The 21,341-nt window shown below is 71.1% G+C and carries 23 protein-coding genes and 1 pseudogene; 18 read left to right on the plus strand and 6 right to left on the minus strand.

Features of this window, described 5'->3' with window-relative positions; genetic code table 11:
* The first annotated feature begins 61 nt into the window (after positions 1-61).
* The 5 genes and pseudogenes from QSK45_RS23495 to QSK45_RS23515 all read left to right on the plus strand — a co-directional run.
* Positions 62-1,060 (plus strand): ABC transporter permease, encoded by a 999-nt coding sequence (locus QSK45_RS23495; RefSeq protein WP_285560001.1) that lies wholly within the window; start codon positions 62-64, stop codon positions 1,058-1,060.
* Between the two features lie 53 nt (positions 1,061-1,113).
* Positions 1,114-2,862, plus strand: a complete 1,749-nt coding sequence (locus QSK45_RS23500; RefSeq protein WP_490993607.1) for an ABC transporter substrate-binding protein — start codon at positions 1,114-1,116, stop codon at positions 2,860-2,862.
* A 72-nt stretch (positions 2,863-2,934) separates the two neighbouring features.
* Positions 2,935-3,942, plus strand: a complete 1,008-nt coding sequence (locus tag QSK45_RS23505) for an ABC transporter permease (RefSeq protein WP_285560005.1) — start codon at positions 2,935-2,937, stop codon at positions 3,940-3,942.
* A complete protein-coding gene (locus tag QSK45_RS23510) occupies positions 3,939-5,024 on the plus strand; it encodes an ABC transporter ATP-binding protein (protein WP_285560008.1) in 1,086 nt (361 codons plus the stop codon). The genes QSK45_RS23505 and QSK45_RS23510 overlap by 4 nt, the downstream gene beginning before the upstream one ends.
* Positions 5,021-6,137, plus strand: a pseudogene (locus QSK45_RS23515) (ABC transporter ATP-binding protein); the annotation flags it as partial. The gene QSK45_RS23510 and the pseudogene QSK45_RS23515, both read left to right, overlap by 4 nt.
* A 945-nt stretch (positions 6,138-7,082) precedes the next feature.
* Here the strand turns inward: QSK45_RS23515 and QSK45_RS23520 are convergent.
* Entirely contained in the window at positions 7,083-7,274 is a 192-nt protein-coding gene (locus tag QSK45_RS23520) for a hypothetical protein (RefSeq protein ID WP_285560010.1), read from the minus strand.
* 34 nt (positions 7,275-7,308) lie between these two features.
* Between QSK45_RS23520 and QSK45_RS38600 the strand changes: the two genes are divergently transcribed.
* Together QSK45_RS38600 and QSK45_RS23530 are read left to right on the plus strand one after the other, a co-directional pair.
* Positions 7,309-7,479: a hypothetical protein gene (locus QSK45_RS38600; protein ID WP_490993608.1), complete on the plus strand. Its 171-nt coding sequence runs from the start codon at positions 7,309-7,311 to the stop codon at positions 7,477-7,479.
* Positions 7,480-7,526: 47 nt separating this feature from the next.
* Positions 7,527-8,186: a trimeric intracellular cation channel family protein gene (locus QSK45_RS23530; protein WP_285560012.1), complete on the plus strand. Its 660-nt coding sequence runs from the start codon at positions 7,527-7,529 to the stop codon at positions 8,184-8,186.
* Here the strand turns inward: QSK45_RS23530 and QSK45_RS23535 are convergent.
* On the minus strand, positions 8,095-9,393 hold the full coding sequence (locus QSK45_RS23535; protein WP_285560014.1) for an alpha/beta hydrolase: 1,299 nt from the start codon (positions 9,391-9,393) through the stop codon (positions 8,095-8,097). The genes QSK45_RS23530 and QSK45_RS23535 overlap by 92 nt on opposite strands.
* Before the next feature lie 164 nt (positions 9,394-9,557).
* Between QSK45_RS23535 and QSK45_RS23540 the strand changes: the two genes are divergently transcribed.
* Positions 9,558-10,421, plus strand: coding sequence for a thioesterase family protein (locus QSK45_RS23540; protein ID WP_285560017.1), 864 nt, complete (start codon positions 9,558-9,560; stop codon positions 10,419-10,421).
* 24 nt (positions 10,422-10,445) lie between these two features.
* Here QSK45_RS23540 and QSK45_RS23545 read toward each other — a convergent pair whose 3' ends face one another.
* Positions 10,446-10,811 carry a YybH family protein gene (locus QSK45_RS23545; protein ID WP_285560019.1) on the minus strand — a complete coding sequence of 122 codons (366 nt, stop codon included), beginning with the start codon at positions 10,809-10,811 and terminating at the stop codon, positions 10,446-10,448.
* Between the two features lie 140 nt (positions 10,812-10,951).
* Here QSK45_RS23545 and QSK45_RS23550 point away from each other — a divergent pair, with 140 nt between their 5' ends.
* The 5 genes from QSK45_RS23550 to QSK45_RS23570 all read left to right on the plus strand — a co-directional run bounded on the left by QSK45_RS23550 (position 10,952) and on the right by QSK45_RS23570 (position 15,307).
* Positions 10,952-11,830 carry a LysR family transcriptional regulator gene (locus tag QSK45_RS23550; protein ID WP_285560023.1) on the plus strand — a complete coding sequence of 293 codons (879 nt, stop codon included), beginning with the start codon at positions 10,952-10,954 and terminating at the stop codon, positions 11,828-11,830.
* A gap of 197 nt (positions 11,831-12,027) precedes the next feature.
* Positions 12,028-12,534 carry a toxin-antitoxin system HicB family antitoxin gene (locus tag QSK45_RS23555; protein ID WP_285560025.1) on the plus strand — a complete coding sequence of 169 codons (507 nt, stop codon included), beginning with the start codon at positions 12,028-12,030 and terminating at the stop codon, positions 12,532-12,534.
* 78 nt (positions 12,535-12,612) lie between these two features.
* Positions 12,613-13,452, plus strand: a complete 840-nt coding sequence (locus QSK45_RS23560) for a DUF4097 family beta strand repeat-containing protein (RefSeq protein ID WP_285560027.1) — start codon at positions 12,613-12,615, stop codon at positions 13,450-13,452.
* An 83-nt stretch (positions 13,453-13,535) separates the two neighbouring features.
* Positions 13,536-14,531, plus strand: a complete 996-nt coding sequence (locus QSK45_RS23565) for an ATP-binding cassette domain-containing protein (protein ID WP_285560029.1) — start codon at positions 13,536-13,538, stop codon at positions 14,529-14,531.
* Positions 14,528-15,307 carry an ABC transporter permease gene (locus tag QSK45_RS23570; RefSeq protein WP_285560031.1) on the plus strand — a complete coding sequence of 260 codons (780 nt, stop codon included), beginning with the start codon at positions 14,528-14,530 and terminating at the stop codon, positions 15,305-15,307. Before QSK45_RS23565 ends, QSK45_RS23570 begins: the two co-directional genes overlap by 4 nt.
* Positions 15,308-15,334: 27 nt before the next feature.
* Here QSK45_RS23570 and QSK45_RS23575 read toward each other — a convergent pair whose 3' ends face one another.
* Positions 15,335-15,961: a TetR family transcriptional regulator gene (locus tag QSK45_RS23575; protein WP_285560033.1), complete on the minus strand. Its 627-nt coding sequence runs from the start codon at positions 15,959-15,961 to the stop codon at positions 15,335-15,337.
* Positions 15,962-16,106: 145 nt separating this feature from the next.
* On the opposite strand from QSK45_RS23575, the gene QSK45_RS23580 reads away from it, so the two are divergent.
* From QSK45_RS23580 to mnmA, 4 genes are all read left to right on the plus strand, one after another.
* Positions 16,107-16,274 (plus strand): hypothetical protein, encoded by a 168-nt coding sequence (locus QSK45_RS23580; RefSeq protein ID WP_285560035.1) that lies wholly within the window; start codon positions 16,107-16,109, stop codon positions 16,272-16,274.
* A 30-nt stretch (positions 16,275-16,304) separates the two neighbouring features.
* On the plus strand, positions 16,305-16,583 hold the full coding sequence (locus QSK45_RS23585; protein ID WP_285560037.1) for a DUF4190 domain-containing protein: 279 nt from the start codon (positions 16,305-16,307) through the stop codon (positions 16,581-16,583).
* Between the two features lie 390 nt (positions 16,584-16,973).
* Positions 16,974-18,143 (plus strand): cysteine desulfurase family protein, encoded by a 1,170-nt coding sequence (locus QSK45_RS23590; RefSeq protein ID WP_285560039.1) that lies wholly within the window; start codon positions 16,974-16,976, stop codon positions 18,141-18,143.
* 315 nt (positions 18,144-18,458) lie between these two features.
* Complete coding sequence (mnmA, locus tag QSK45_RS23595) at positions 18,459-19,580, plus strand: tRNA 2-thiouridine(34) synthase MnmA (RefSeq protein ID WP_285560041.1); 1,122 nt, start codon at positions 18,459-18,461, stop codon at positions 19,578-19,580.
* Between the two features lie 26 nt (positions 19,581-19,606).
* Here the strand turns inward: mnmA and QSK45_RS23600 are convergent, their stop codons facing one another.
* Complete coding sequence (locus QSK45_RS23600) at positions 19,607-20,389, minus strand: alpha/beta fold hydrolase (RefSeq protein ID WP_285560042.1); 783 nt, start codon at positions 20,387-20,389, stop codon at positions 19,607-19,609.
* Positions 20,390-20,426: 37 nt separating this feature from the next.
* Entirely contained in the window at positions 20,427-20,750 is a 324-nt protein-coding gene (locus QSK45_RS23605) for a DUF427 domain-containing protein (protein WP_285560044.1), read from the minus strand.
* A gap of 51 nt (positions 20,751-20,801) precedes the next feature.
* Here QSK45_RS23605 and QSK45_RS23610 point away from each other — a divergent pair, with 51 nt between their 5' ends.
* Positions 20,802-21,341 (plus strand): LOG family protein, encoded by a 540-nt coding sequence (locus tag QSK45_RS23610; protein ID WP_285560046.1) that lies wholly within the window; start codon positions 20,802-20,804, stop codon positions 21,339-21,341.

Here is a 21,341-nt window from a genome sequence, read left to right on the forward strand (position 1 = left end):
GACAAAGCCGCAAACCGCGGCAGCGCAGGCCGGTCACCACCGGCGAGAGGGGTCGCACATCGTGACCGCACCGATCGAGACCACCGGGGCGGCAGCCGACGCGCAGCCTGAGGCTGTGCTCGCGGGAGCCGAGAAGGGGCGGATCGAGGGTCGTTCCCTGGGCCAGATCGCCTGGACCCGCTTCAAGCGGGACAGAGTCGCCGTGGCCGGCGGCGTCATCGTGATCCTGCTGATCCTCCTGGCCATCCTCTCGCGTCCCCTGCAGGCCGTCCTCGGCCTCGACCCCAACGCCTTCCACCAGGACCTGATCGACGCCAACACCTCGCTGCCCAAGGGCGGCTGGGGCGGCATGAGCGCGGACCACCCGCTCGGCGTGGACCCCAAGTTCGGCCGGGACATCGCCACCCGCATCCTGGAGGGCTCCTGGGTCTCGCTGGTCGTCGCCTTCGGCGCCACGGTTCTGTCCAACGTGATCGGCGCGATCATGGGTGTGATCGCGGGTTACTACGGCGGCCGGGTCGACTCGATCATCAGCCGGCTGATGGACGTCTTCCTCGCCTTCCCGTTGCTGCTGTTCGCCATCGCGATCTCCGCAACCCTCCAGGGCGGCGCCTTCGGTCTGAACGGACTTCCGCTCCACCTCGCCGTACTCATCTTCGTGATCGGCTTCTTCAACTGGCCCTATCTCGGCCGGATCGTGCGCGGCCAGACCCTCGCCCTGCGCGAGCGCGAGTTCGTCGACGCGGCCCGCGGCATGGGCGCCAAGGGCCCGTACATCCTCTTCCGTGAGCTGCTGCCCAACCTGGTCGGCCCGATCATCGTCTACTCGACGCTGCTCATCCCGACCAACATCCTCTTCGAGGCGTCCCTGAGCTTCCTCGGCGTCGGCATCCAGCCCCCGCAGGCTTCCTGGGGCGGCATGCTCCGCGAAGCGGTCACCTACTACCAGGTCGATCCCCAGTACATGATCGTGCCGGGCCTGGCCATCTTCATCACCGTCCTCGCGTTCAACCTGCTCGGCGACGGTCTCCGCGACGCTCTCGACCCGCGCAGCCGCTAGGCAGCCAGAGAGCCCATCAAGTTTTCCGATCAATGGAGGGGAAGCAGACCATCATGCGAAGGTCAGCGCTGGCCGCGGTCGCGGCTATCGGCTCCACCAGCCTGCTGCTCGCAGGCTGTTCCAAGGCCGATGACAACAAGGACACACCGAAGGCGGCCGGCGCCAACGCGGCGACCAAGAGCGTCGTCAACGCGTCCGACAAAAAGGGTGGCACGGTCACCTACGAGATGTCGGACGTGCCGGACTCGTTCGACCCCGGCAACACGTACTACGCGTACATGTACAACTTCAGCCGCCTCTACGCGCGTCCGCTGATGACGTTCGAGCCGGCCCCCGGTTCCAAGGGCAACACCCTGGTCCCGGACCTCGCCGCGGGCAAGGGCGTCGCCAGCGACGGCGGCAAGACCTGGACGTACAAGCTGCGTCCGGGCCTGAAGTACCAGGACGGCACCCCGATCACCTCGAAGGACGTCAAGTACGCCGTCGAGCGGTCCAACTTCGCGCGTGACGTGCTCTCGCTCGGTCCGAACTACTTCCAGCAGTTCATGAAGGACGGCGACAAGTACAAGGGTCCCTACAAGGACAAGAGCGCCAAGGGCCTGTCCTCGATCGAGACCCCGGACGACACCACGATCGTCTTCCACCTGAACCGCGCCTTCCAGGAGTTCGACTACCTGGTCGCCACGCCGCAGACGGCCCCGGTGCCGCAGTCCAAGGACGACGGCGTCGACTACGTCAAGCACATCGTCTCCTCCGGCTCCTACGAGATCCAGAGCTACCAGGAGGGCAAGCAGGTCGTCCTGGTCCCGAACAAGAACTGGGACGCGAAGACCGACCCGCTGCGCAAGCAGCTGGCCAACAAGATCGTCGTCAACCTGAAGGTCAACCCGGAGACGATCGACAAGGACATCCAGTCCGGCGACGCCACCGTCGACCTCGCGGGCACCGGTGTCCAGGCCTCCACCCAGGCCGACCTGCTCAACTCCGCGGACGGCAAGGCCAGCACCGACAACACCTACGGTGGCCGCCTGGTCTACGCGGCGATCAACACCAAGGTGAAGCCGTTCGACAACGTCGCCTGCCGCAAGGCCGTCGAGTACGCGATCGACAAGGTCTCCGTGCAGACCGCCATGGGCGGCCCGATCCGCGGTGACATCGCCTCCACCGTCCTGCCGCCGGACATCACCGGCTACCAGAAGGCGGACGTCTACGCGACCGCGGGCAACAAGGGCGACGTCGCCAAGGCCAAGGAGCAGCTGAAGGCCTGCGGCCAGAAGACGATCAACACCAACATCACGGCCCGCTCCGACCGTCCCGGCGAGGTGGACGCGGCCACCGCGATCATCAACTCGCTGAAGAAGGTCGGCATCAACGCCACCCTCAAGCAGTACCCGCAGGGCAAGTACTTCACCGACTACGCGGGTGTGCCGAGCTTCGACAAGAAGCAGAACATCGGCCTGATGATGATGCAGTGGGGTGCCGACTGGCCCTCCGGCTACGGCTTCCTGCAGCAGATCCTGAACAGCAAGGCGATCAGCCAGTCCGGTAACACCAACCTGTCGCAGTACACGAACAAGAAGGTCGACGGCCTGCTCGCGCAGGCGATCGCCGAGCCGGACCCGGCCAAGCGCAACGCCCTGTACGCGCAGATCGACACCCAGGCGATGGACGACGCCGTGCTGGTCCCGCTGACCTACTTCAAGGTCCTGCTGTACCGCTCGCCGTACGCCACCAACGTGGTCTCCACGGCCGCCTTCAGCGGTCAGTACGACTACCTCAACCTCGGCACCACGAAGAAGTAGCAGCCCCGGAAGGCAGGTGAAGGCATTGGTGCCCGCGGGCTTCGCGGCCCGCGGGCACCAGCGCCGGTCCCCGTGATCTCGTACATCCTCCGCCGGACGTTCGCGGCAGTGATCCTGCTGCTGGTCGTCACCGCGGTCACCTTCGCCATCTTCTTCCTGCTGCCACGGCTCGTGGGCCAGACAGCGGACCAGCTGGCGCAGCAGTACATCGGAAAGAGCCCGTCCAAGGCGGACATCGTCGCGGTCAAGCACAACCTCGGTCTGGACCAGCCCGTCTATGTCCAGTACTGGCACTTCATCAAGGGGATCGTGGTCGGTGCCGACTACAATCTCGGCCCCAAGACGGTGCACTGCGACGTTCCCTGCTTCGGCTACTCCTTCAAGGATCACGTCGCGGTCTGGCCGCAGCTCACCTCGCGCATTCCGATCACCCTCTCGCTGGCGGTGGGTGCCGCCGTGCTCTGGCTGCTCTCCGGTGTCGCCATCGGTGTCGTCTCCGCGCTCAAGCCGCGCTCGCTGTTCGACCGCACCTTCATGGGCGTCGCCCTCGCCGGCGTCTCGCTGCCCATGTTCTTCACGGGCAACCTGGCGATCCTGCTCTTCACCTACAAGTGGCCGATCTTCGGCCGCACCTACGTCCCGTTCACCGAGAACCCGGCGCAGTGGGCCAACACCCTGATCCCGGCGTGGTGTTCGCTCGCCCTGCTGTACTCCGCGATCTACGCCCGGCTCACCCGCTCGGGCATGCTGGAGACGATGAACGAGGACTTCATCCGCACGGCCCGCTCGAAGGGCCTGCCCGAACGCACGGTCGTCGTCCGGCACGGCCTGCGGGCCGCCCTCACCCCCATCATCACCGTCTTCGGCATGGACCTCGGCCTGCTGCTCGGCGGTGCGGTGATCACCGAGTACGTGTTCTCGCTGCCCGGTGTCGGCCAGTACGCGGTGCAGGGCATCTCCGACAACGACCTGCCGAAGATCCTCGGCGTGACCCTGCTCGCCGCCATCTTCGTCGTCATCGCAAATCTCCTGGTGGACGTGCTCTACGCCGCCGCCGACCCGCGGGTGAGGCTCTCGTGACCGAACTCTCCAAGACCGCCACGGGCGAGACCGCCACCGCCAAGGCGCCCTCGGCCTTCCTGGAGGTCCGCGACCTCAAGGTGCACTTCCCGACCGACGACGGCATCGTCAAGTCCGTCGACGGGCTCTCCTTCTCGGTGGAGAAGGGCAAGACCCTCGCCATCGTCGGCGAGTCCGGCTCCGGCAAGTCCGTCACCTCGCTCGCCGTCATGGGCCTGCACCGGCTCGGCGCGCGCGGCAAGAACGTGCGGATGTCCGGCGAGATCTGGCTGAACGGCAAGGAACTGGTCGGCGCCTCCCCTGACGAGGTGCGCAAGCTCCGCGGCCGCGAGATGGCGATGATCTTCCAGGACCCGCTGTCCGCCATGCACCCCTACTACAAGGTCGGCGACCAGATCGTCGAGGCCTACCGGGTGCACCACAAGGTCGGCAAGAAGGAAGCCCGCAAGCGCGCCATCGAGATGCTCGACCGCGTCGGCATCCCCGAGCCGGCCAAGCGCGTCGACGGCTACCCGCACGAGTTCTCCGGCGGTATGCGCCAGCGCGCCATGATCGCCATGGCCCTGGTGAACAACCCCGAGCTGCTCATCGCGGACGAGCCGACCACCGCCCTCGACGTGACCGTCCAGGCGCAGATCCTCGACCTGATCCGCGATCTGCAGAAGGAGTTCGGCTCCGCGGTCATCATGATCACGCACGACCTCGGCGTGGTCGCCGAGATCGCCGACGACGTCCTCGTGATGTACGGCGGCCGGTGCGTGGAGCGCGGCGCCGCCGCCGAGGTCTTCGAGAAGCCCCAGCACCCCTACACCTGGGGCCTGCTCGGCTCGATGCCGCGCATCGACCGCGAGACCTCCGAACGGCTCATCCCGGTCAAGGGCCAGCCGCCGAGCCTCATCAACATCCCCTCGGGCTGTGCCTTCCACCCGCGCTGCCCGTACGCGGACATCCCCGCGGAGAACGTCAGCCGCACGGTGCGTCCCGAGCTGGAGCTGGTCGGCGCCGGACACTGGTCCGCCTGCCACCTGTCGGCCGAGGACCGTGAGCGGATCTGGACCGAAGAGATTGCGCCGAAGCTGTGAGTGAGACGAAGAAGACGGACCCCGCCGCGAAGGCCGCGGTCCCCGAGCAGGCGTCGGCTCCGGACGAGCGAGAGGTGCTGCTCAAGGTCGAGAACCTGACCAAGCACTTCCCGATCAAGAAGGGCATCCTGCGCCGCCAGGTCGGCGCGGTGAAGGCCGTCGACGGCATCGACTTCGAGGTGCGCAAGGGCGAGACCCTGGGCGTCGTCGGCGAGTCGGGCTGCGGCAAGTCGACCATGGGCCGGGTCATCACCCGCCTCCAGGACCCGACCGGCGGCAAGATCACCTTCGAGGGCCGGGACATCACGCGGCTGTCCGTCGGGGACATGCGCCCGATGCGCCGCGACATCCAGATGATCTTCCAGGACCCCTACGGCTCCCTGAACCCCCGTCACACCATCGGCTCGATCGTCTCGGCGCCCTTCCGGCTCCAGGGCGTCGAGCCCGAGGGCGGGGTGAAGAAGGAGGTCCAGCGGCTGCTCGAACTGGTCGGTCTGAGTCCCGAGCACTACAACCGCTACCCGCACGAGTTCTCCGGCGGCCAGCGCCAGCGCATCGGTATCGCCCGCGCGCTCGCCCTGAAGCCGAAGCTGGTCGTGGCCGACGAGCCGGTGTCCGCGCTGGACGTGTCGATCCAGGCCCAGGTCGTCAACCTCATGGACGACCTCCAGCAGGAGCTGGGCCTGACCTACGTCATCATCGCGCACGACCTCTCCGTCGTCCGGCACGTCTCGGACCGGATCGCGGTGATGTACCTCGGCAAGATCGTCGAGCTGGCCGACCGCACCGCGCTGTACGAGGCGCCGATGCACCCGTACACCAAGGCGCTGATGTCGGCGGTGCCGGTGCCGGACACCAAGCGCCGGGGCCAGAAGAGCGAGCGCATCCTGCTGCGCGGCGACGTGCCCTCGCCGATCGCCCCGCCGTCGGGCTGCCGCTTCCACACCCGGTGCTGGAAGGCGACGGAGATCTGCCGGACGACCGAGCCGCAGCTGCTGGAGCTGAAGCCGGGCCAGCGGGTCGCCTGCCACCACCCGGAGAACTTCGCCGACCAGGCCCCGCAGGACACGGTCCTGCTGTCGGCGGCGAAGGAGGCGTCGGAGCTGGTGCCGGACGCGGTGATCTCCGGGCGTCCGGAGGACGCGGCGGAGGCCGGGTCCGAGACCCCGGCCGCGGCTGAGCCGGCGGCGGAGCGCGCGGCCGAGACCGAGGCCGAGTCGGAGAACGAGCCGGAGGCTCAGGCGGAACCGAAGCCGAACGCGGCGGAGGGCGCGCCCGAGTCCGGGGCTGCGGACGCGGCTGACTCCGAGTCCGGGGCTGCGGACGCGGCTGACTCCGAGGCCGAATCCGAGGACGAGGCCGACTCCGAGGCCGGGACCGAGTCGGAGCCGCAGGCCGCCTCCGCGGAGGAGCCCGAGGCCGCCACCGACCCGGAGCCCGAAGCCGTGCCGGAGCCGGAGGCCGAGGCCGCCACCGACTCCGACCCGGAGCCCGCTACCGACCCGGAGCCGGAAGCCGTGCCGGAGCCGGAGGCCGAGGCCGCCACCGACTCCGACCCGGAGCCCGCTACCGACCCGGAGCCGGAAGCCGCGCCGGAGCCGGAGGCCGAGGCCGCCACCGACTCCGACCCGGAGCCCGCTACCGACCCGGAGCCCGAAGCCGCGCCGGAGCCGGAGGCCGAGGCCGCCACCGACTCCGACCCGGAGCCCGCTACCGCCCCGGAGCCCGAAGCCGCGCCGGAGCCGGAGGCCGAGGCCGCCACCGACCCGGAGCCCGAAGCCGCGCCGGAGCCGGAGGCCGAGGCCGAGCCCGAGTCCGACGAGGCCCCCAAGTCCCGGAAGCCGAAGGGCAAGTAGCCGGGAAACGGCCGAGGAAGGGCATGCGCATGCCTGAACGGGGGAGTGCGGAGTCGTCCGTGTCCGACACCTGATCGGTACACGCCCGAAAGGACGACTCATGGCACTCTCCCGTTCGGCACGTGCAGGGGCCCTGGCCACCCCGTGGCCTCCTTCCACCTGACCGCCGCCCCGGCCCCACCCCCGGCGCCCCCGGCGACCCCTACGTCCCTGAGCGGGGCAACGGCAGCTTCGCGACGCGCTGCACGACGACCTCGACCTCGCGTACGCCCCCGGCACCGGTCGCCTGAACGGTCGTACGACCCTCACCGCGCGCCACCCAGGACCTCTCCGACGCGCTGCCCGCCGACTCGCCCTTCTGGCCGATCGAGGCGGCCGACCCGAAGCGCGGCACGATGTTCTCCGACGCCGTCTACGATCGCGGCGCCATGACCCTCCAGGTGCTCCGCGAGTCCTTCTTCGGGCTGCTCCCGGTCTGGATCAGGCTCCACCGGCACGGCGACGCCGACACGGCCGACTTCGTCCGGCTCGCCGAGCGGACCAGGCTCGGCGACCTGTTCGACACCTGGCTGTTCACCAGAGGTAAACCCGCCCTGTGAGCCTGGCTTTGTAAGGTTCAGCCCGCTGGACAGGTGAGAATGTCAGGGTGCAGTTCCAACAGTTCTTCAGCCCCTCCGTCCAGCACACGCTCGACGTGATCGGTATCTTCGTCTTCGCGATCTCCGGCGCGCTGCTGGCCGTCCGGAAGAACTTCGACGTGTTCGGCATCGCCGTGCTCGCCGAGGTCACCGCGCTGGGCGGGGGGCTCTTCCGCGACGTGGTGATCGGGGCCGTGCCCCCGGCGGCCTTCACGGACCTCGGGTACTTCGTCACGCCGCTGCTCGCCACGCTCGTCGTCTTCTTCCTGCACCCGCACGTGGAGCGCATCCAGACGGCGGTGCTCGTCTTCGACGCGGCCGGCCTCGGCCTGTTCTGCGTCAGCGGCACGACGAAGGCGTACGGCTACGGCCTCGGCCTGACCGCCTCGGCGACGCTCGGCCTCGCCACCGCGGTCGGCGGCGGTGTGCTGCGCGACGTGCTCGCCAACGAGGTGCCCTCGCTGCTGCGCTGGGACCGCGACCTGTACGCGGTCCCGGCGATGGTCGGCGCGGGCATGGTGGTGCTGTGCATCCGCTACGACGCGCTGACCCCCCTCACCAGTGGGTTCGCCGCCGTCACGGCTTTTGTGCTGCGCCTGCTCGCGATGCGGTACCACTGGCGAGCTCCGCGCGCGTGGAACCGCCGGTCGACGGTGACCGAGGAGTAGTACCGGCGGCGCCGACCGCACCCGCGGGGGTCCCGACGCCGGTCCCGGGGGTCCCGGTGACCGAGTGGTCCCGCCCCTTGGCGTGGTTCTGGCCCATCTGGAGGGTGAGCCAGCGGAACACCGCGGGCACCTGCGGCCGCCACAGCGCCATCGTGTGACCGCCCGCGCTGCGCGGCAGGAAGACCACGTGCACGGTGGTCGGCGCCTTGGCGACGGACTCCAGAGCCATGCCCGCCTCGTAGCCGTCGCCGGACTCGCCGGAGACGTACAGCGCGACGGGCGGCGGCACCGCGGCCTTCTTCAGCAGCAGGTACGGGTTGTTCTCGGCGCGCAGGGCGGGGTTCTGGGCGGCGAGGGAGTTGCGCTCGCCGATCGGGTCGTTGTAGCCCGACATGCTCACCGCGGCCCGGTACCGGTCCGGGTGCGCGACGGCCAGCTTGACCGCGCACTGGGCGCCGGCCGAGTACCCGGCGATGGCCCAGCCCTGCGGGGCCGGCTGGGCGCGGAAGTTGTCCATGACCATCTTGGGCACGTCGATGCTGAGCCAGGTGTCCGCGTTGACCTGCCCCGGGATGTTGGCACAGCCGGTGTCCACGCCGGCCAGCAGGTTCGTGCGCGGGGCGACCATGATGAAGGGGGCCACCTGGCCGCTCCGCATCAGCGGCAGCAACTGCTCGTGGGCCTTCATCGAGCCGAACCAGGCCCGTGCCGAGCCGGGGTAACCGGGCAGGACCTCGACCACCGGGAACTTCTTGTGCCGGTAGGCCGGCTCGTCGTACTGCGGCGGCAGCCAGACGTAGACCTCGGCGTTGACGCCCGAGACCCGGCCCTTGAGCTGGGTGACGCGGACCCCGCCGGCGGCGTGCATACCGGGCCCCGTGGCCTGGGTGAAGGTCTGCCTGACCTTGGGCAGTCGCTTGACCGCTATGCCGCCGGTGCCGTCGCGGCCGAGGTCGGCGGCCTGCTGGACGTGGTTGCCGGTGCCGAAGAGGTCGGCCCAGTTGTCGTACAGGTTGTTCTGGTTGTTCACCAGCACGAAGACCAGCGTGACGGCCGTACCCTGGGCGAACAGCAGCATCAGCACCCGGGCCGCGGTGCGCAGGTGCCGGGGGCCGCGCATCTTCGACCACAGGAGGAGCGGCAGTATGAGTGCGACCACGGCCAGTACGACGGTCGTGTAGAGGAACGGAGTCCCGGTGAGGCTCATGTCCCGATAGAGGGAAAACAGGGGTCCGAGGTTACGGACGTGTCCTGACACTTACCGAGAAATTGCCGAAGCCTCACCTGTGAGGAGACCGCGTGCGCGTCGAAGGCGCAGCGGGAGTCCTGGAAAAGCTACCGCTTAGTAATTACCTGTTGTACCGTTCGGTCATGGCAGAAGCAGCTTCCGCGCCCGCCCCGTCGCGGGCCGTGATCGGTGACAGCGAGTTCGACCGTGACACCGCCGTCGTCCGCCGCGCGCCCGGCGTCTACGACATCGATCTGTCGGCCGGCTGGACCATCCTCGGAGCCGTCAACGGCGGCTATCTGCTGGCCGTGCTCGGCCGGGCCCTCGGCGACGCCCTCCCGCACCCGGACCCCTTCACCATCTCCGCGCACTACCTGACCGCGTCGCGCCCCGGCAAGGCCGTGATCCGCACGGAGACCGTCCGCACCGGCCGCACCCTCTCCACCGGCCAGGCGTCCCTCTTCCAGTACGACGACGAGGGCAACGAGGTCGAGCGCATCCGCGTCCTCGCCTCCTACGGCGACCTCGCCTCCCTGCCCGACGACGTCCGCACGACCGCGGTGCCCCCGGCGATCCCGTCGCCGGAGGAGTGCTTCGGCCCCGCGGACGGACCCGACCCGCTCAAGGGCACCTCCGCGATCGCCGAGCGCCTGATGCTCGGGCTGGACCCCTCGACCCTCGGCTGGGCGCTCGGCCGGCCCTCCGGCAAGGGCGAGATGCGCGCCTGGTTCGGTCTCGCCGACGGCCGCGACGCCGACCCCCTCTCCCTCCTGCTGGCCGTGGACGCCCTGCCCCCCACCGCCTTCGAGATGGGCCTCAAGGGCTGGGTTCCCACCGTCGAACTCACCGCCCACATCCGCCACCGCCCCGCCCCCGGCCCGCTGCGCGTCTCCATCACCACGCGCAATCTCGCGGGCGGCTTCCTGGAGGAGGACGCGGAGGTCTGGGACGGCGAGGACCGGCTGGTGGCCCAGTCCCGGCAGCTGGCGCGGGTCAGGCTGGCCTGAGCCGGGTCCGCCCGCGCGCCGGGTTCAGCGGGCGGGCGTGACGAACTCGGGCTGGTCGAGCAGGCGCAGCCAGCTCCCGTCGGGCTGGCGCCGGGCGACCTGGGCGCGGGCGCCGGTCCCGTCCCCCGGCGGGGTCGCGGTGAGCGCGATGTCGCCGCTGACCAGCGTCGGCAGCGGCGGTTCCGGCTCGAAACGGGGGCGCCCCGCCAGCACCTTCTCCCACAGGACCCGGATCGCCTCCCGCCCCACCGTGCGCTCGCCCGGCGGGTAGGCCAGCACCGCGTCCTCCTCGTAGAGCGCGGCGACGCCGGCCGCGTCCCCCGCGTTGGACCGCTCGACGAACAAGCGGGTGATGTCCTCGGGGCGCATGGCCTTCTCGTACTCGGGCACGGCTTCCTCCTGACGCTTGACGCTTGACGCTTGACGCTTGACGCTTGACGCTTGACGCCTGATTCCGGCGTGATCCAGCCTGGCCGCACCCCGATCAGAAGTCCAACGAATGGAACTTCTGGAAACTAGAATCCTCAGTCATGGAGCTGAGGCAGCTGGAGTACTTCGTGGCGGTCGCCGAGGAGCGGAACTTCACCCGGGCCGCCGAGCGCGTGCACATCAGCCAGTCCGGCGTCAGCGCCCAGATCCGCCAACTGGAGCGGGAGCTCGGGGCCGACCTGTTCGACCGCTCGGCGCGTGCCGTCACCCTCACGGTCGCGGGCAAGGCCGCGCTCGAACACGCCCGTGCCGCACTCGCGGCCGCGGGGGCGGTCGGCCAGGCGGTCGGCGAGGTGACCGATCTGATCCGGGGCCGGCTCACCGTCGGAATGGTCGTCGGTTGCACCGTGACCCCGCTGTTCGACGCGCTCGCCGCGTTCCACCGGGCGCATCCCGGTGTGGAGATCTCGCTCGTGGAGGACGACTCCGAGCGTCTGGTCGAGGGGGTGCGCGCGGGCACCGTCGACCTGGCGCTCGTCGGTGCCGCGGCCTCCGCCCCGGAGGGCCTGGACGCGCTGACCCTCGTCAGCGAGCGGCTCGTCGCGGCCGTCCCGTCCGGCCACCCCCTGGCCCGGTCGCCCCGGGTCCGCCTGTCCGACCTGCTCGCCCACCCGATCGTCTGCATGCCGCCCGGCACCGGCCTGCGCGCGGTGTTCGACCGGGACTGCGCCGCGCGGGGTCTCCACCCCGTGATCACCCTTCAGGCCACCGCCGCCGACGCTGTCGCCGACCTCGCCGCCCGCGGCCTCGCCGTCGCCGTCCTCAGCGAGTCCATGGCGGCCCGCCACGCCGAGCGGCTCACCGCGCGCCTGATCGAGGACGCCGGGACGCCGGCGGTGCTCGCGCTGGTGTGGAGGGGTGCCTCCGGCCCCGCGGTGCGTGAGCTGGTGGCGCACGGCCGGCGGGCGTTCGCCGAATAGGTCCATGGGTGGCATCGCGTGGTGCCACATGGTGCCATTCTGGCGCGAGGCTGGGCGCCGTGCGTTCGTCTCGCCATCACGGTGACATCGGATGGCAGCCATGTTTTCCCAGCTCAGAGGCGTTATTCGAAGGCCCGCGAAAGGGGTGGCAGCACCGGGCCTTGCGCATGGCGCCATGGTGGTGCCATTATGGCGTCATGGACCTGACCCCCTATGTCGACAACCTCCGTCGCGAACTCTCGGTGGCCGCCGAGGCCGGTGGAGAGGAAGCCCGGGAGTTGGCCGAGCGGCTGACGGCCCCGCTGGAGTCGGCGGCTCGGCTGACGATGCTCAATGTGCTGTCCGCGGCGATGGACGAGGTCACGCGGGATCTGGCGCCCGGCTCGGTCGATGTGCGGCTGCGGGGGCTGGACCCCGACTTCGTGGTGTCGCTGCCGGACGCCGGGGCGCCCGTGGCGGCCGCCGAGCCGGTCCCGGTGCCACAGGTGCCCGCCGACGCCGACGAGGGCGGCACCGCCCGGGTCAATCTGCGGTTGCCGGCGCAGCTCAAGGCGCGGGCCGAGGAGGCCGCGAGCCGGGAGGGGCTGTCGGTCAACGCCTGGCTCGTGCGAGCCGTGTCGGCGGCGGTCGACGGCGGCGCCCGGCCGCGCCCGGCGGAGAGGGTCCAGACCATCGGACAGAGCTTTACGGGCTGGGTGCGCTAGCCGCGCCCGACGCCCGACCACTTCACCCCACGTCCCACCTGCGGGGACGTCCCGAGGACTCATGAGGACGGCACAGCCATGCCTGTTTTCGACACTCCCGAACCGATCTCCGTCACCGCACACGTGGGCGCGGGATCCATCCGGTTCATCGCGAGCGACCGCCTCGACACCGTCGTGGAGGTGACCCCCGGCGGCAAGCGCGGCCGGGACGTGCGGGCCGCCGAGCAGACCGAGGTCGCGTACGCGGGCGGCGCCCTGACCGTCCGGACGAAGGAGCGCACCTTCATCGGACCCACCGGCGCCGTCGAGGTGACGGTCGAACTGCCGACGGGCTCGCGCATCGACGTGAACGGCTCCTGGGTCCAAGTGTTCGGCGAGGGCGGCCTCGGCGAGGCCCGGGTGAAGACCTCGGTCGGCGACGTCCGCCTCGACGAGGCCGGACCGCTCAGGCTGACCGTCTCCCACGGCTCGATCACCGTCGGCCGGGCCGAGGGCGGGGCCGAGATCACCACCAGCTCCGGCAGCCTGCGCGTCGGCACCGTCCACGGCCCCGCCACCCTGAAGAACTCGCACGGCAGCACGGGGGTCGGCGTCGTGACGGGCGATCTGCGGGTGAGCGGCGCCAACGGCGACATCGACATCGAGCGCGCCGAGGGCGACGTCGTCGCCACCACCGCCCACGGGGCGCTGCGGGTTGCCGAAGTCGCCCGTGGCGAGGTGCAGTTGGAGACCTCCTACGGCGCCATCGAGATCGGCGTCCGCGAGGGCACCGCCGCCTGGCTCGACGCCGGCTCCGAGCGCGGGCACGTGCGCAACACGCTCACCGCCGCCGAGGCGCCCGAGCGGACCGAGGACACCGTCAAGGTCCGCGCGCGTACCCGCTACGGCAACATCGACGTGCGCCGCGCCCGGCACTGAGCCGTCGTAGCGGGCTCCGTCGGCTCGCTCCCTCCTCACCCCACTCCAGCCTTCGAACGGGGGGCACCATGCCTTCTTCTGTCATGCCCACACCAAGACGGCACGGTGACGCGCAGTCACCCGCCGCCGTCTCCGCCGTCGACCTGCGCAAGTCGTACGGCGACAAGACCGTCCTCGACGGCATCGATCTGCGCATCCCGGCCGGAACCGTGTTCGCGCTGCTCGGACCCAACGGGGCCGGCAAGACCACCACCGTGCAGATCCTGTCCACGCTCGTCGCCGCCGACGGCGGGCAGGCCCAGGTCGCGGGCCACGACGTCGCCACCTCGCCGGACGGGGTGCGCGCCGCGATCGGCGTCACCGGGCAGTTCGCGGCGCTCGACGACCTGCTCACCGCCGAGGAGAACCTGCTCCTCATGGCCGACCTGCTCCGCCTCGGCAAGCGCGAAGGGCGCGCCCGCGCCAAGGAGTTGCTCGACACCTTCGGCATCGCGGACGTCGCCCACCAGCGGGCCGCGACCTTCTCCGGGGGCATGCGGCGCCGGCTCGACCTCGCCATGACACTGGTCGGCGACCCCGAGGTGATCTTCCTGGACGAGCCGACGACGGGGCTCGACCCGCGCAGCCGCCGCACCATGTGGGACATGGTGCGGGCGCTGGTCGCGGGCGGTACGACGGTCTTCCTCACCACCCAGTACCTGGAGGAGGCCGACCAGCTGGCAGACCGGATCGCCGTGCTCGACGGCGGCCGGATCGTGGCCGAGGGCACCGCCGACGAGCTGAAGGCGCGCATCCCCGGCAGTCATGTACGGCTGCGGTTCACCGAGTCCGCCGACTACGAGCGCGCGGCCGCCGCCTTCCCCGGGGCCGCCCGGGACGACGACAACCTGGCCCTGCGGGTGGCGGGCGACGCCGGGCTGGACGCGCTGCGCGCCCTGCTCGACCGGCTCGACGCGGCCGGCATCAGGGCCGCCGGCTTCTCCGTGCACACCCCCGACCTCGACGACGTCTTCCTCGCCCTGACCGGCGAGGGCACCGCCTCCGGCGCCACCCCGCCGCACCTCAAGGAGACCCGATGAGCACGCTCGCCCACGCCGTGCAGGACTCGAGGACGATGCTGCGGCGCAACCTCAAGCACGCGATCCGCTACCCGTCCGTGGGGCTCGGCGCGGCCATGATGCCGATCCTGATGATGCTGCTGTTCGTGTACGCCTTCGGAGGCTCGATCGGCGCGGGCATGGGCGGCCGGGACGCGTACATCGGCTACCTCACCCCCGGCATCGTCATCATGGGGGTGGCCGCCGGTTCGATGTCGACCTCGATCGCGGTCTGCAACGACATGACCGAGGGCATCATCAACCGCTTCCGCACCATGGACATCACGCGGTCGTCGTTCATGACGGGGCATGTCCTCGGCAGCGTCGTCCAGACGATGCTCTGCTCCGTGCTGGTCGTGGGCGCCGCCCTCGCGGTCGGTTTCCGCTCGGGGGCGAGCCCGCTGGAGTGGCTCGCCGCGGCCGGTCTGCTCACGGCCATCGCGTTCGCGGTGACCTGGCTGTCGGTGGCGCTCGGCCTGGTCTCCAAGACGGTCGAGTCGGCGAGCAACAAGCCGCTGCTGATCCAGTTCCTGCCGTTCCTCGGCTCGGCGTTCGTGCCGGCCGGGTCGATGTCGCCGGGGCTGCGCTGGTTCGCCGAGAACCAGCCGTTCACGCCGATGACCGAGACGCTGCGCGGACTGCTCTGCGGCACGGAGATCGGCAATGACGGGTGGATCTCGCTGGCCTGGTGCGCGGGTATCGCCCTGGCCGGCTACCTCTGGTCGAGGTCGCTGTTCAACAGCGACACCAAGCGCTGAGCCAAGCGGGCCGGGCCGTACGGGAGTTCAGTCCAGCCAGTGGTCCCGGCCGATGGTGATGAGCCGCAACTGCCGGGTGGCCAGCCGGGTCACCCGGTCCCGCTCCTCCGCGGAACCCTCCAGCGCCTCCAGGAACAGGGAGGCGCTGATCAGCATCTGGTCGACGTACAGGCGTGCGAGCATCAGGACGTCGTCGTCGCTCCAGCCCGCCGCCTCGGGGTCCTTGGCCAGCTCGGCCTTCACCTCCAGGGCGAACCGGGCCAGTTGGCCGCCGATGGCCTCGCGCACCGGCTGCACCCCGCCGTGCCGCTCGCGGGCGATGAAGCGGACGTGCGAGGGGTGCGCGGCGACGTGACGGGCGATCAACTCCACGGCGCGCGAGATGCGTTCCTCGCTGTCGCCGGTCGTGGACACCGTCTCGCGCACCATCGGGTGCAGGCTGCCGAGGGCCTCGTCGACCAGGGCGACACCGAGGTCGGGGATCGAACGGAAGTGCCGGTAGAAGGCGGTGGGGGCGACACCGACGGCCCGGGTGACCTCGCGCAGGCCCAGGCTGCTCAGACTCTGCTCCTCCAGCAGCGCGAGCGCGGCGTCGAGGAACGCCTGCCGGGTCTTCTGCTTCTGCGCCTGCCGGATGCCGAGGGTGTGACTCATGTCATCCAGTTAACAACTGTTCTCTGGAATTGAAAAGCCGTCGGACGCGCTAGACTCGAAGTCAGTGAACAAGTGTTACTACAACTGTTCACCGAAACTTCACAGAGCCTGGAACGCGAGGCATCTCGGAGGGGGATCTGATCCCATGCTGTTCCTCGTCGCCGCACTCATGCTGCTCGGTGTGGTGCTGGGCACCGTCGCCCACGCACCGCTGACCGTCACCGGCGCACTGGCCGCCGTCATCGCCGTCTGGCTCGGCGTCTTCGCCGTCCGCGAGCGGATCGGCCGCCGCCGGCGCACCTCGGCCCACTGACCGCCCACCGACCATCAGGAGTCGAGCACCATGCAACTCACCGCACCGGCCACGGGCCGCTCCACGGCCCCCGCCCGCAACCGCGACGCCGACGGCATGGCCGTCGCGTCCTTCATCCTCGGCCTCCTCGGCCTCCTCGTCCTCAACATCTTCCTCGGCCCGGTCGCCATCGCCCTCGCCGCGGTCTCCCTGTGGCGCGGCACGTCCCGCCGGGGCCGGGCCTACCTGGGCCTCACCCTGGGCGTCGCCGACCTCGCGGTCCTGCTGATCGCGATGCAGATCTCGAACACGGTGTCCTGGAGCCTGTGACACCGGCTCTTCCCCGGCCCCGCCCCGCGGCACCCGCACCCCGCGACCCGGCCACACCACCCCTGCCCCAAGCGCCCCCGGCTCCTTGCCGCCTCGGCCCGCGCCCCCACCACGCAACGCGACCGGCTGCCGCTCGCAGTCCGCAGCGGTCGACATGCCCCCCGCGTCCGACCGCCGATGCCCTGCGGTGAGCGGTCCCCGTTCCCCGCCGTGTGGCAGCCGCCGGTTCCCCGCGGTGAGCGGTCTTCCGATTCCCGCCGTGGGCCGACGTTCCACAGGACGACCGGCCGCCGCGTGAGCGGAGGGTGGGCGTGGCGGGCAGTGCCGGGCGCCCCGCCACCGGGCCTGGGACCCTGCTACGCCACCCGGTCAAAGTAGACTCTCCCCACCATGGCTTACCTCGACCACGCCGCGACCACCCCCATGCTCCCGGAGGCGGCAGAGGCTCTGACCGCACAGTTGGGCGTTACGGGCAACGCCTCCTCCCTGCACGCCTCCGGCCGCCGGGCCCGTCGTACGGTCGAGGAATCCCGCGAGACCCTCGCGGAAGCGCTCGGCGCGCGCCCCAGCGAGGTCGTGTTCACCTCCGGCGGCACCGAGGCCGACAACCTCGCCGTGAAGGGCCTGTACTGGTCCCGCCGCGCCGCCGACCCCGCCCGCACCCGCGTCCTGGCCAGCCCCGTCGAGCACCACGCCGTCCTCGACGCCGTGCACTGGCTCGGCGAGCACGAGGGCGCCACCGTCGAGTACCTGCCCGTCGACGCCCACGGCCGCGTCCACCCGGACGCCCTGCGCGAGGCCGTCGCCCGCAATCCCGAGGACGTCGCGCTGGCCACCGTCATGTGGGCCAACAACGAGATCGGCACGATCATGCCGATCCGCGAACTCGCCGACGTCGCCGCCGAGTTCGGTATCCCCCTGCACGCCGACGCCGTCCAGGCCGTCGGCCAGGTCCCCGTCGACTTCGGCGCCTCGGGGCTCGCCGCGATGACCGTCTCGGCCCACAAGATCGGCGGCCCCTACGGCATCGGCGCCCTGCTGCTGGGCCGCGAGTACACCCCCGTACCGGTCCTGCACGGCGGCGGGCAGGAGCGGCACGTGCGCTCCGGCACCCTCGACGTCCCCGCCATCGCCTCCTTCGCCGTCGCCGGCCGCATCGCCACGCGGCAGCGCGACCGGTTCGCGCGGGAAGTGGGCGCCTTGCGCGACCAGTTGACCGACGCCGTGCGCGCCGCCGTACCGGACGCCGTCCTCGGCGGCGACCCCGCGCCCGGCGGCCGGCTGCCGGCCAACGCGCACTTCACCTTCCCCGGCTGCGAGGGCGACTCCCTGCTGCTCCTGCTGGACGCCCAGGGCATCGAGTGCTCCACCGGCTCCGCCTGCACGGCGGGCGTCGCCCAGCCCAGCCATGTCCTGCTCGCCATCGGTGTGGACCCGGACCTGGCCCGCGGCACCCTGCGCTTCTCCCTCGGCCACACCTCCACCCGGGCGGACGTGGAGGCGGTCGCCAAGGCCATCGGCCCGGCGGTGGAGCGCGCCCGCGCGGCCGGCCTCACCTGATCCCCACCGAGAGCGCAGAAAAGCGACCTACGAGGCGGGTTCCCTTCGCCGGCATTGTCCGGATCAGGTCCTGGGGGTCGCCTTCCGGTCTCACGACCTTCCAGCCTCTCAGCCCGAGCGTCGACGTCGGCACCAGCGGATCCCTCGCGGTCTCACGCTGACGTCGGCTACTCCGCTTGAACTCCCTCACTCGTCCCGTAGGTCTACTAAGAGGATAGACCCACCCATACCAGACATAAAAGGGCCTCATCCATGATTTTTCCGGGGTCCGGTACCCGCCGCCCGGTTCCCGTGGCCCCGTACCCTGGAAGCGTTATGACTGAGACCCCGCAGCGCCCCCTCCGCGTCCTCGCCGCCATGTCCGGCGGCGTCGACTCCGCCGTCGCCGCCGCGCGCGCCGCGGAAGCCGGCCATGACGTCACCGGCGTCCATCTCGCGCTCTCCGCGAACCCCCAGTCCTTCCGTACCGGCGCGCGGGGCTGTTGCACCATCGAGGACTCCCGCGACGCCCGCCGCGCCGCCGACGTCATCGGCATCCCCTTCTACGTCTGGGACCTCGCCGACCGCTTCCGCGAGGACGTCGTCGAGGACTTCATCGCCGAGTACGAGGCCGGCCGCACCCCCAACCCCTGCCTGCGCTGCAACGAGAAGATCAAGTTCGCCGCGCTCCTGGACAAGGCGCTCGCCCTCGGCTTCGACGCCGTCTGCACCGGCCACTACGCCAAGGTGCTCGTCGGCGCGGACGGCTCCCGCGAACTGCACCGCGCCTCCGACATGGCCAAGGACCAGTCGTACGTCCTCGGCGTCCTGGACGAGAAGCAGCTCGCGCACGCGATGTTCCCGCTCGGCGACACGGTCACCACCAAGGAGGAGATCCGTGCCGAGGCCGAGCGCCGCGGCCTCGCGGTGGCCAAGAAGCCCGACTCGCACGACATCTGCTTCATCGCCGACGGCAATACCCAGGGCTTCCTCGCCGAGCGGCTGGGCAAGGCCGAGGGCGCCATCGTGGACGAGTCCGGCGCCCGTCTCGGCACGCACGAGGGGGCGTACGGCTTCACCATCGGCCAGCGCAAGGGCCTGCGCATCGGCACCCCGGCCCCCGACGGCAAGCCGCGCTACGTCCTCGACATCTCCCCGGTCACCAACACCGTCACCGTCGGCCCGGCCGCCGCCCTGGACGTCACCGCCCTCACCGCGATCAAGCCCCGCTGGTGCGGCACCGCCCCCACCGCCCCGGGCACCTACACGGCCCAGCTGCGCGCCCACGGCGGCGAGACCGAGGTGACCGCGGAGCCCGTCGACGGCGAACTGCGCGTCACCTTCGCCGAACCGGTCCGCGGCGTCGCCCCCGGCCAGGCGATCGTCCTGTACGACGGCACGCGTGTCGTCGGCTCCGCCACGATCGCCTCCACCACCCGGGCGACGACGGCGGCGTAGGCCCTCCCGACCCGCGGGGGACCCGGCTAACCCGCGAAGAACCCGGCCAGCACCGGACCGAGCACCTCCGGCTCCACCATGTGGGTCTGCCCCTCCAGGACCCGGTACTCGCCCCGCGGCGCCGCGTCCGCGACGTCCCGGCCGGCCTGCCGCATCCACTCGGGGCTCGCGCCGCCCGTGACCACCAGCAGGGGCACGGCGACGGCGGCCAGCCGCGCGCGGGGGAGCAGTCCGTCGCCCATCACGGCGTCGTCGTACGCGAGGCTCGGCGCGACGGCCTCCATGCCGGGCCACATGGGGGACTGGCGGGCCCGCTGGATCATCTGCTCGCCGAGCCCGGTGAGCCGCAGGAACAGCTCGACCGCGTCCCCGCGCCTGTTCTCCGCGAGCGCCTGCCCGAGATCCCGCTTGTACGCGGCCTCGCGCTCGGCGCCGCCCGGCAGATGATCCGCGTACGGAACCTCGTACACCGCCGTACGGGTGAACGGCAGCCCGCTCGCCGACGCCTCCAGGGCCAGCGCGCCGCCCGAGGAGACGCCGAACAGCGCCGCGTCGCCGCCGACCGCGTCCAGCAGCGCGGCCAGGTCCTCGACCTCGCGCTCCACCGCGTACGGCGCCGTGTCGCCGCTCCTGCCGCGGCCCCGGCGGTCGTAGACGACGGCCGTGCAGTGGTCCGCGAGCCGTTCGGCCAGGGGGGCCAGGGTGCCGCCGGTGGACATCGCGCCGCTCACCAGGATCACCACGGGCCCCCGGCCGGTCACCGAATAGGCGAGGGGGGTGCCGTCGCGGGAAGTCGTCTTCTTGTCCATGTCCGTGCAGACTGCCGCACGACGGCGGAGTCACCGGTCACGACACGTCGACGTCGTAGAAGCAGAGGTGGTCCTTGATCGGCGCGACGTCCGGCTTCGGCTCCGGGTACGCCCAGGCGAGATCGGGCGCGTCCGGCAGCGACCAGTAGGACGCCGTGCCCTTGAACGGGCAGACCGTACGGGTCTCCGAGGGGGTCAGCAGGTCGAGGCGCACGTCCTCGGCCGGGATGTAGTACCGCACCGGGCAGCCCGTCTCACGCAGCAGCAGGGGGCGGTCGGTCTCCGCGAGCACCTGGTCGCCGCGCACCACGCGCACGTGCCGCTCGTCGGCCTCGATGGTGATGGTGTGTCCTTCGGTCATACCCGGACAGCGCCGTCGGGCGGTCGGTTCTTCCCGCGTACGGTAGGGGGCATGAACATCTGCGTCTTCCTCTCCGCCGCCGACCTCGACGAGCGGTACACCCGCCCCGCCCGCGAGTTCGCGAAACTGCTCGGCAAGGGTGGCCACACCCTGGTCTGGGGCGGCTCCAACGTCGGTCTGATGAAGGTCGTCGCCGACGGGGTGGAGGAGGCGGGCGGCCGGCTGGTCGGCGTGTCCGTGGAGTTCCTGGCCAACAAGACGCGGCCCGCCGCCGACGAGATGGTGATCGCCTCCGACCTCGCCGAGCGCAAGAAGCTGCTGCTGGCCAAGGCCGACGCCGTGGTGATCATGGTGGGCGGCACCGGCACGCTGGACGAGGCCACGGAGATCCTGGAGCTGAAGAAGCACGGCCGCACGCAGAAGCCGGTGGTGCTGCTGAACACGGCCGGTTTCTACGACGGCCTGCGCGAGCAGTTCCGCCGCATGGAGGAGGAGGGCTTCCTGCCCCGCCCCCTGGCCGAGCTGGTGTTCTTCGCGGAGGAGCCGGTCGGGGCGCTGGCCTACCTGGAGGAGCAGGCGGGCATCCGCTGA

The sequence above is a fragment of the Streptomyces hygroscopicus subsp. hygroscopicus genome, from assembly GCF_030269125.1.
Taxonomy (GTDB): domain Bacteria; phylum Actinomycetota; class Actinomycetes; order Streptomycetales; family Streptomycetaceae; genus Streptomyces; species Streptomyces hygroscopicus_C.

Excerpts from the sequence above, each read along its gene's own strand:
- QSK45_RS23500 (WP_490993607.1), top strand. The coding sequence starts at position 1,114 with ATGCGAAGGTCAGCGCTGGCCGCGGTCGCGGCTATCGGCTCCACCAGC.
- QSK45_RS38600 (WP_490993608.1), top strand. The coding sequence starts at position 7,309 with ATGACCCTCCAGGTGCTCCGCGAGTCCTTCTTCGGGCTGCTCCCGGTC.
- QSK45_RS23535 (WP_285560014.1), bottom strand. The coding sequence starts at position 9,393 with ATGAGCCTCACCGGGACTCCGTTCCTCTACACGACCGTCGTACTGGCC.
- QSK45_RS23540 (WP_285560017.1), top strand. The coding sequence starts at position 9,558 with ATGGCAGAAGCAGCTTCCGCGCCCGCCCCGTCGCGGGCCGTGATCGGT.
- QSK45_RS23550 (WP_285560023.1), top strand. The coding sequence starts at position 10,952 with ATGGAGCTGAGGCAGCTGGAGTACTTCGTGGCGGTCGCCGAGGAGCGG.
- QSK45_RS23555 (WP_285560025.1), top strand. The coding sequence starts at position 12,028 with ATGGACCTGACCCCCTATGTCGACAACCTCCGTCGCGAACTCTCGGTG.
- QSK45_RS23560 (WP_285560027.1), top strand. The coding sequence starts at position 12,613 with ATGCCTGTTTTCGACACTCCCGAACCGATCTCCGTCACCGCACACGTG.
- QSK45_RS23565 (WP_285560029.1), top strand. The coding sequence starts at position 13,536 with ATGCCCACACCAAGACGGCACGGTGACGCGCAGTCACCCGCCGCCGTC.
- QSK45_RS23570 (WP_285560031.1), top strand. The coding sequence starts at position 14,528 with ATGAGCACGCTCGCCCACGCCGTGCAGGACTCGAGGACGATGCTGCGG.
- QSK45_RS23575 (WP_285560033.1), bottom strand. The coding sequence starts at position 15,961 with ATGAGTCACACCCTCGGCATCCGGCAGGCGCAGAAGCAGAAGACCCGG.
- QSK45_RS23580 (WP_285560035.1), top strand. The coding sequence starts at position 16,107 with ATGCTGTTCCTCGTCGCCGCACTCATGCTGCTCGGTGTGGTGCTGGGC.
- QSK45_RS23585 (WP_285560037.1), top strand. The coding sequence starts at position 16,305 with ATGCAACTCACCGCACCGGCCACGGGCCGCTCCACGGCCCCCGCCCGC.
- QSK45_RS23590 (WP_285560039.1), top strand. The coding sequence starts at position 16,974 with ATGGCTTACCTCGACCACGCCGCGACCACCCCCATGCTCCCGGAGGCG.
- mnmA (WP_285560041.1), top strand. The coding sequence starts at position 18,459 with ATGACTGAGACCCCGCAGCGCCCCCTCCGCGTCCTCGCCGCCATGTCC.
- QSK45_RS23600 (WP_285560042.1), bottom strand. The coding sequence starts at position 20,389 with ATGGACAAGAAGACGACTTCCCGCGACGGCACCCCCCTCGCCTATTCG.
- QSK45_RS23605 (WP_285560044.1), bottom strand. The coding sequence starts at position 20,750 with ATGACCGAAGGACACACCATCACCATCGAGGCCGACGAGCGGCACGTG.
- QSK45_RS23610 (WP_285560046.1), top strand. The coding sequence starts at position 20,802 with ATGAACATCTGCGTCTTCCTCTCCGCCGCCGACCTCGACGAGCGGTAC.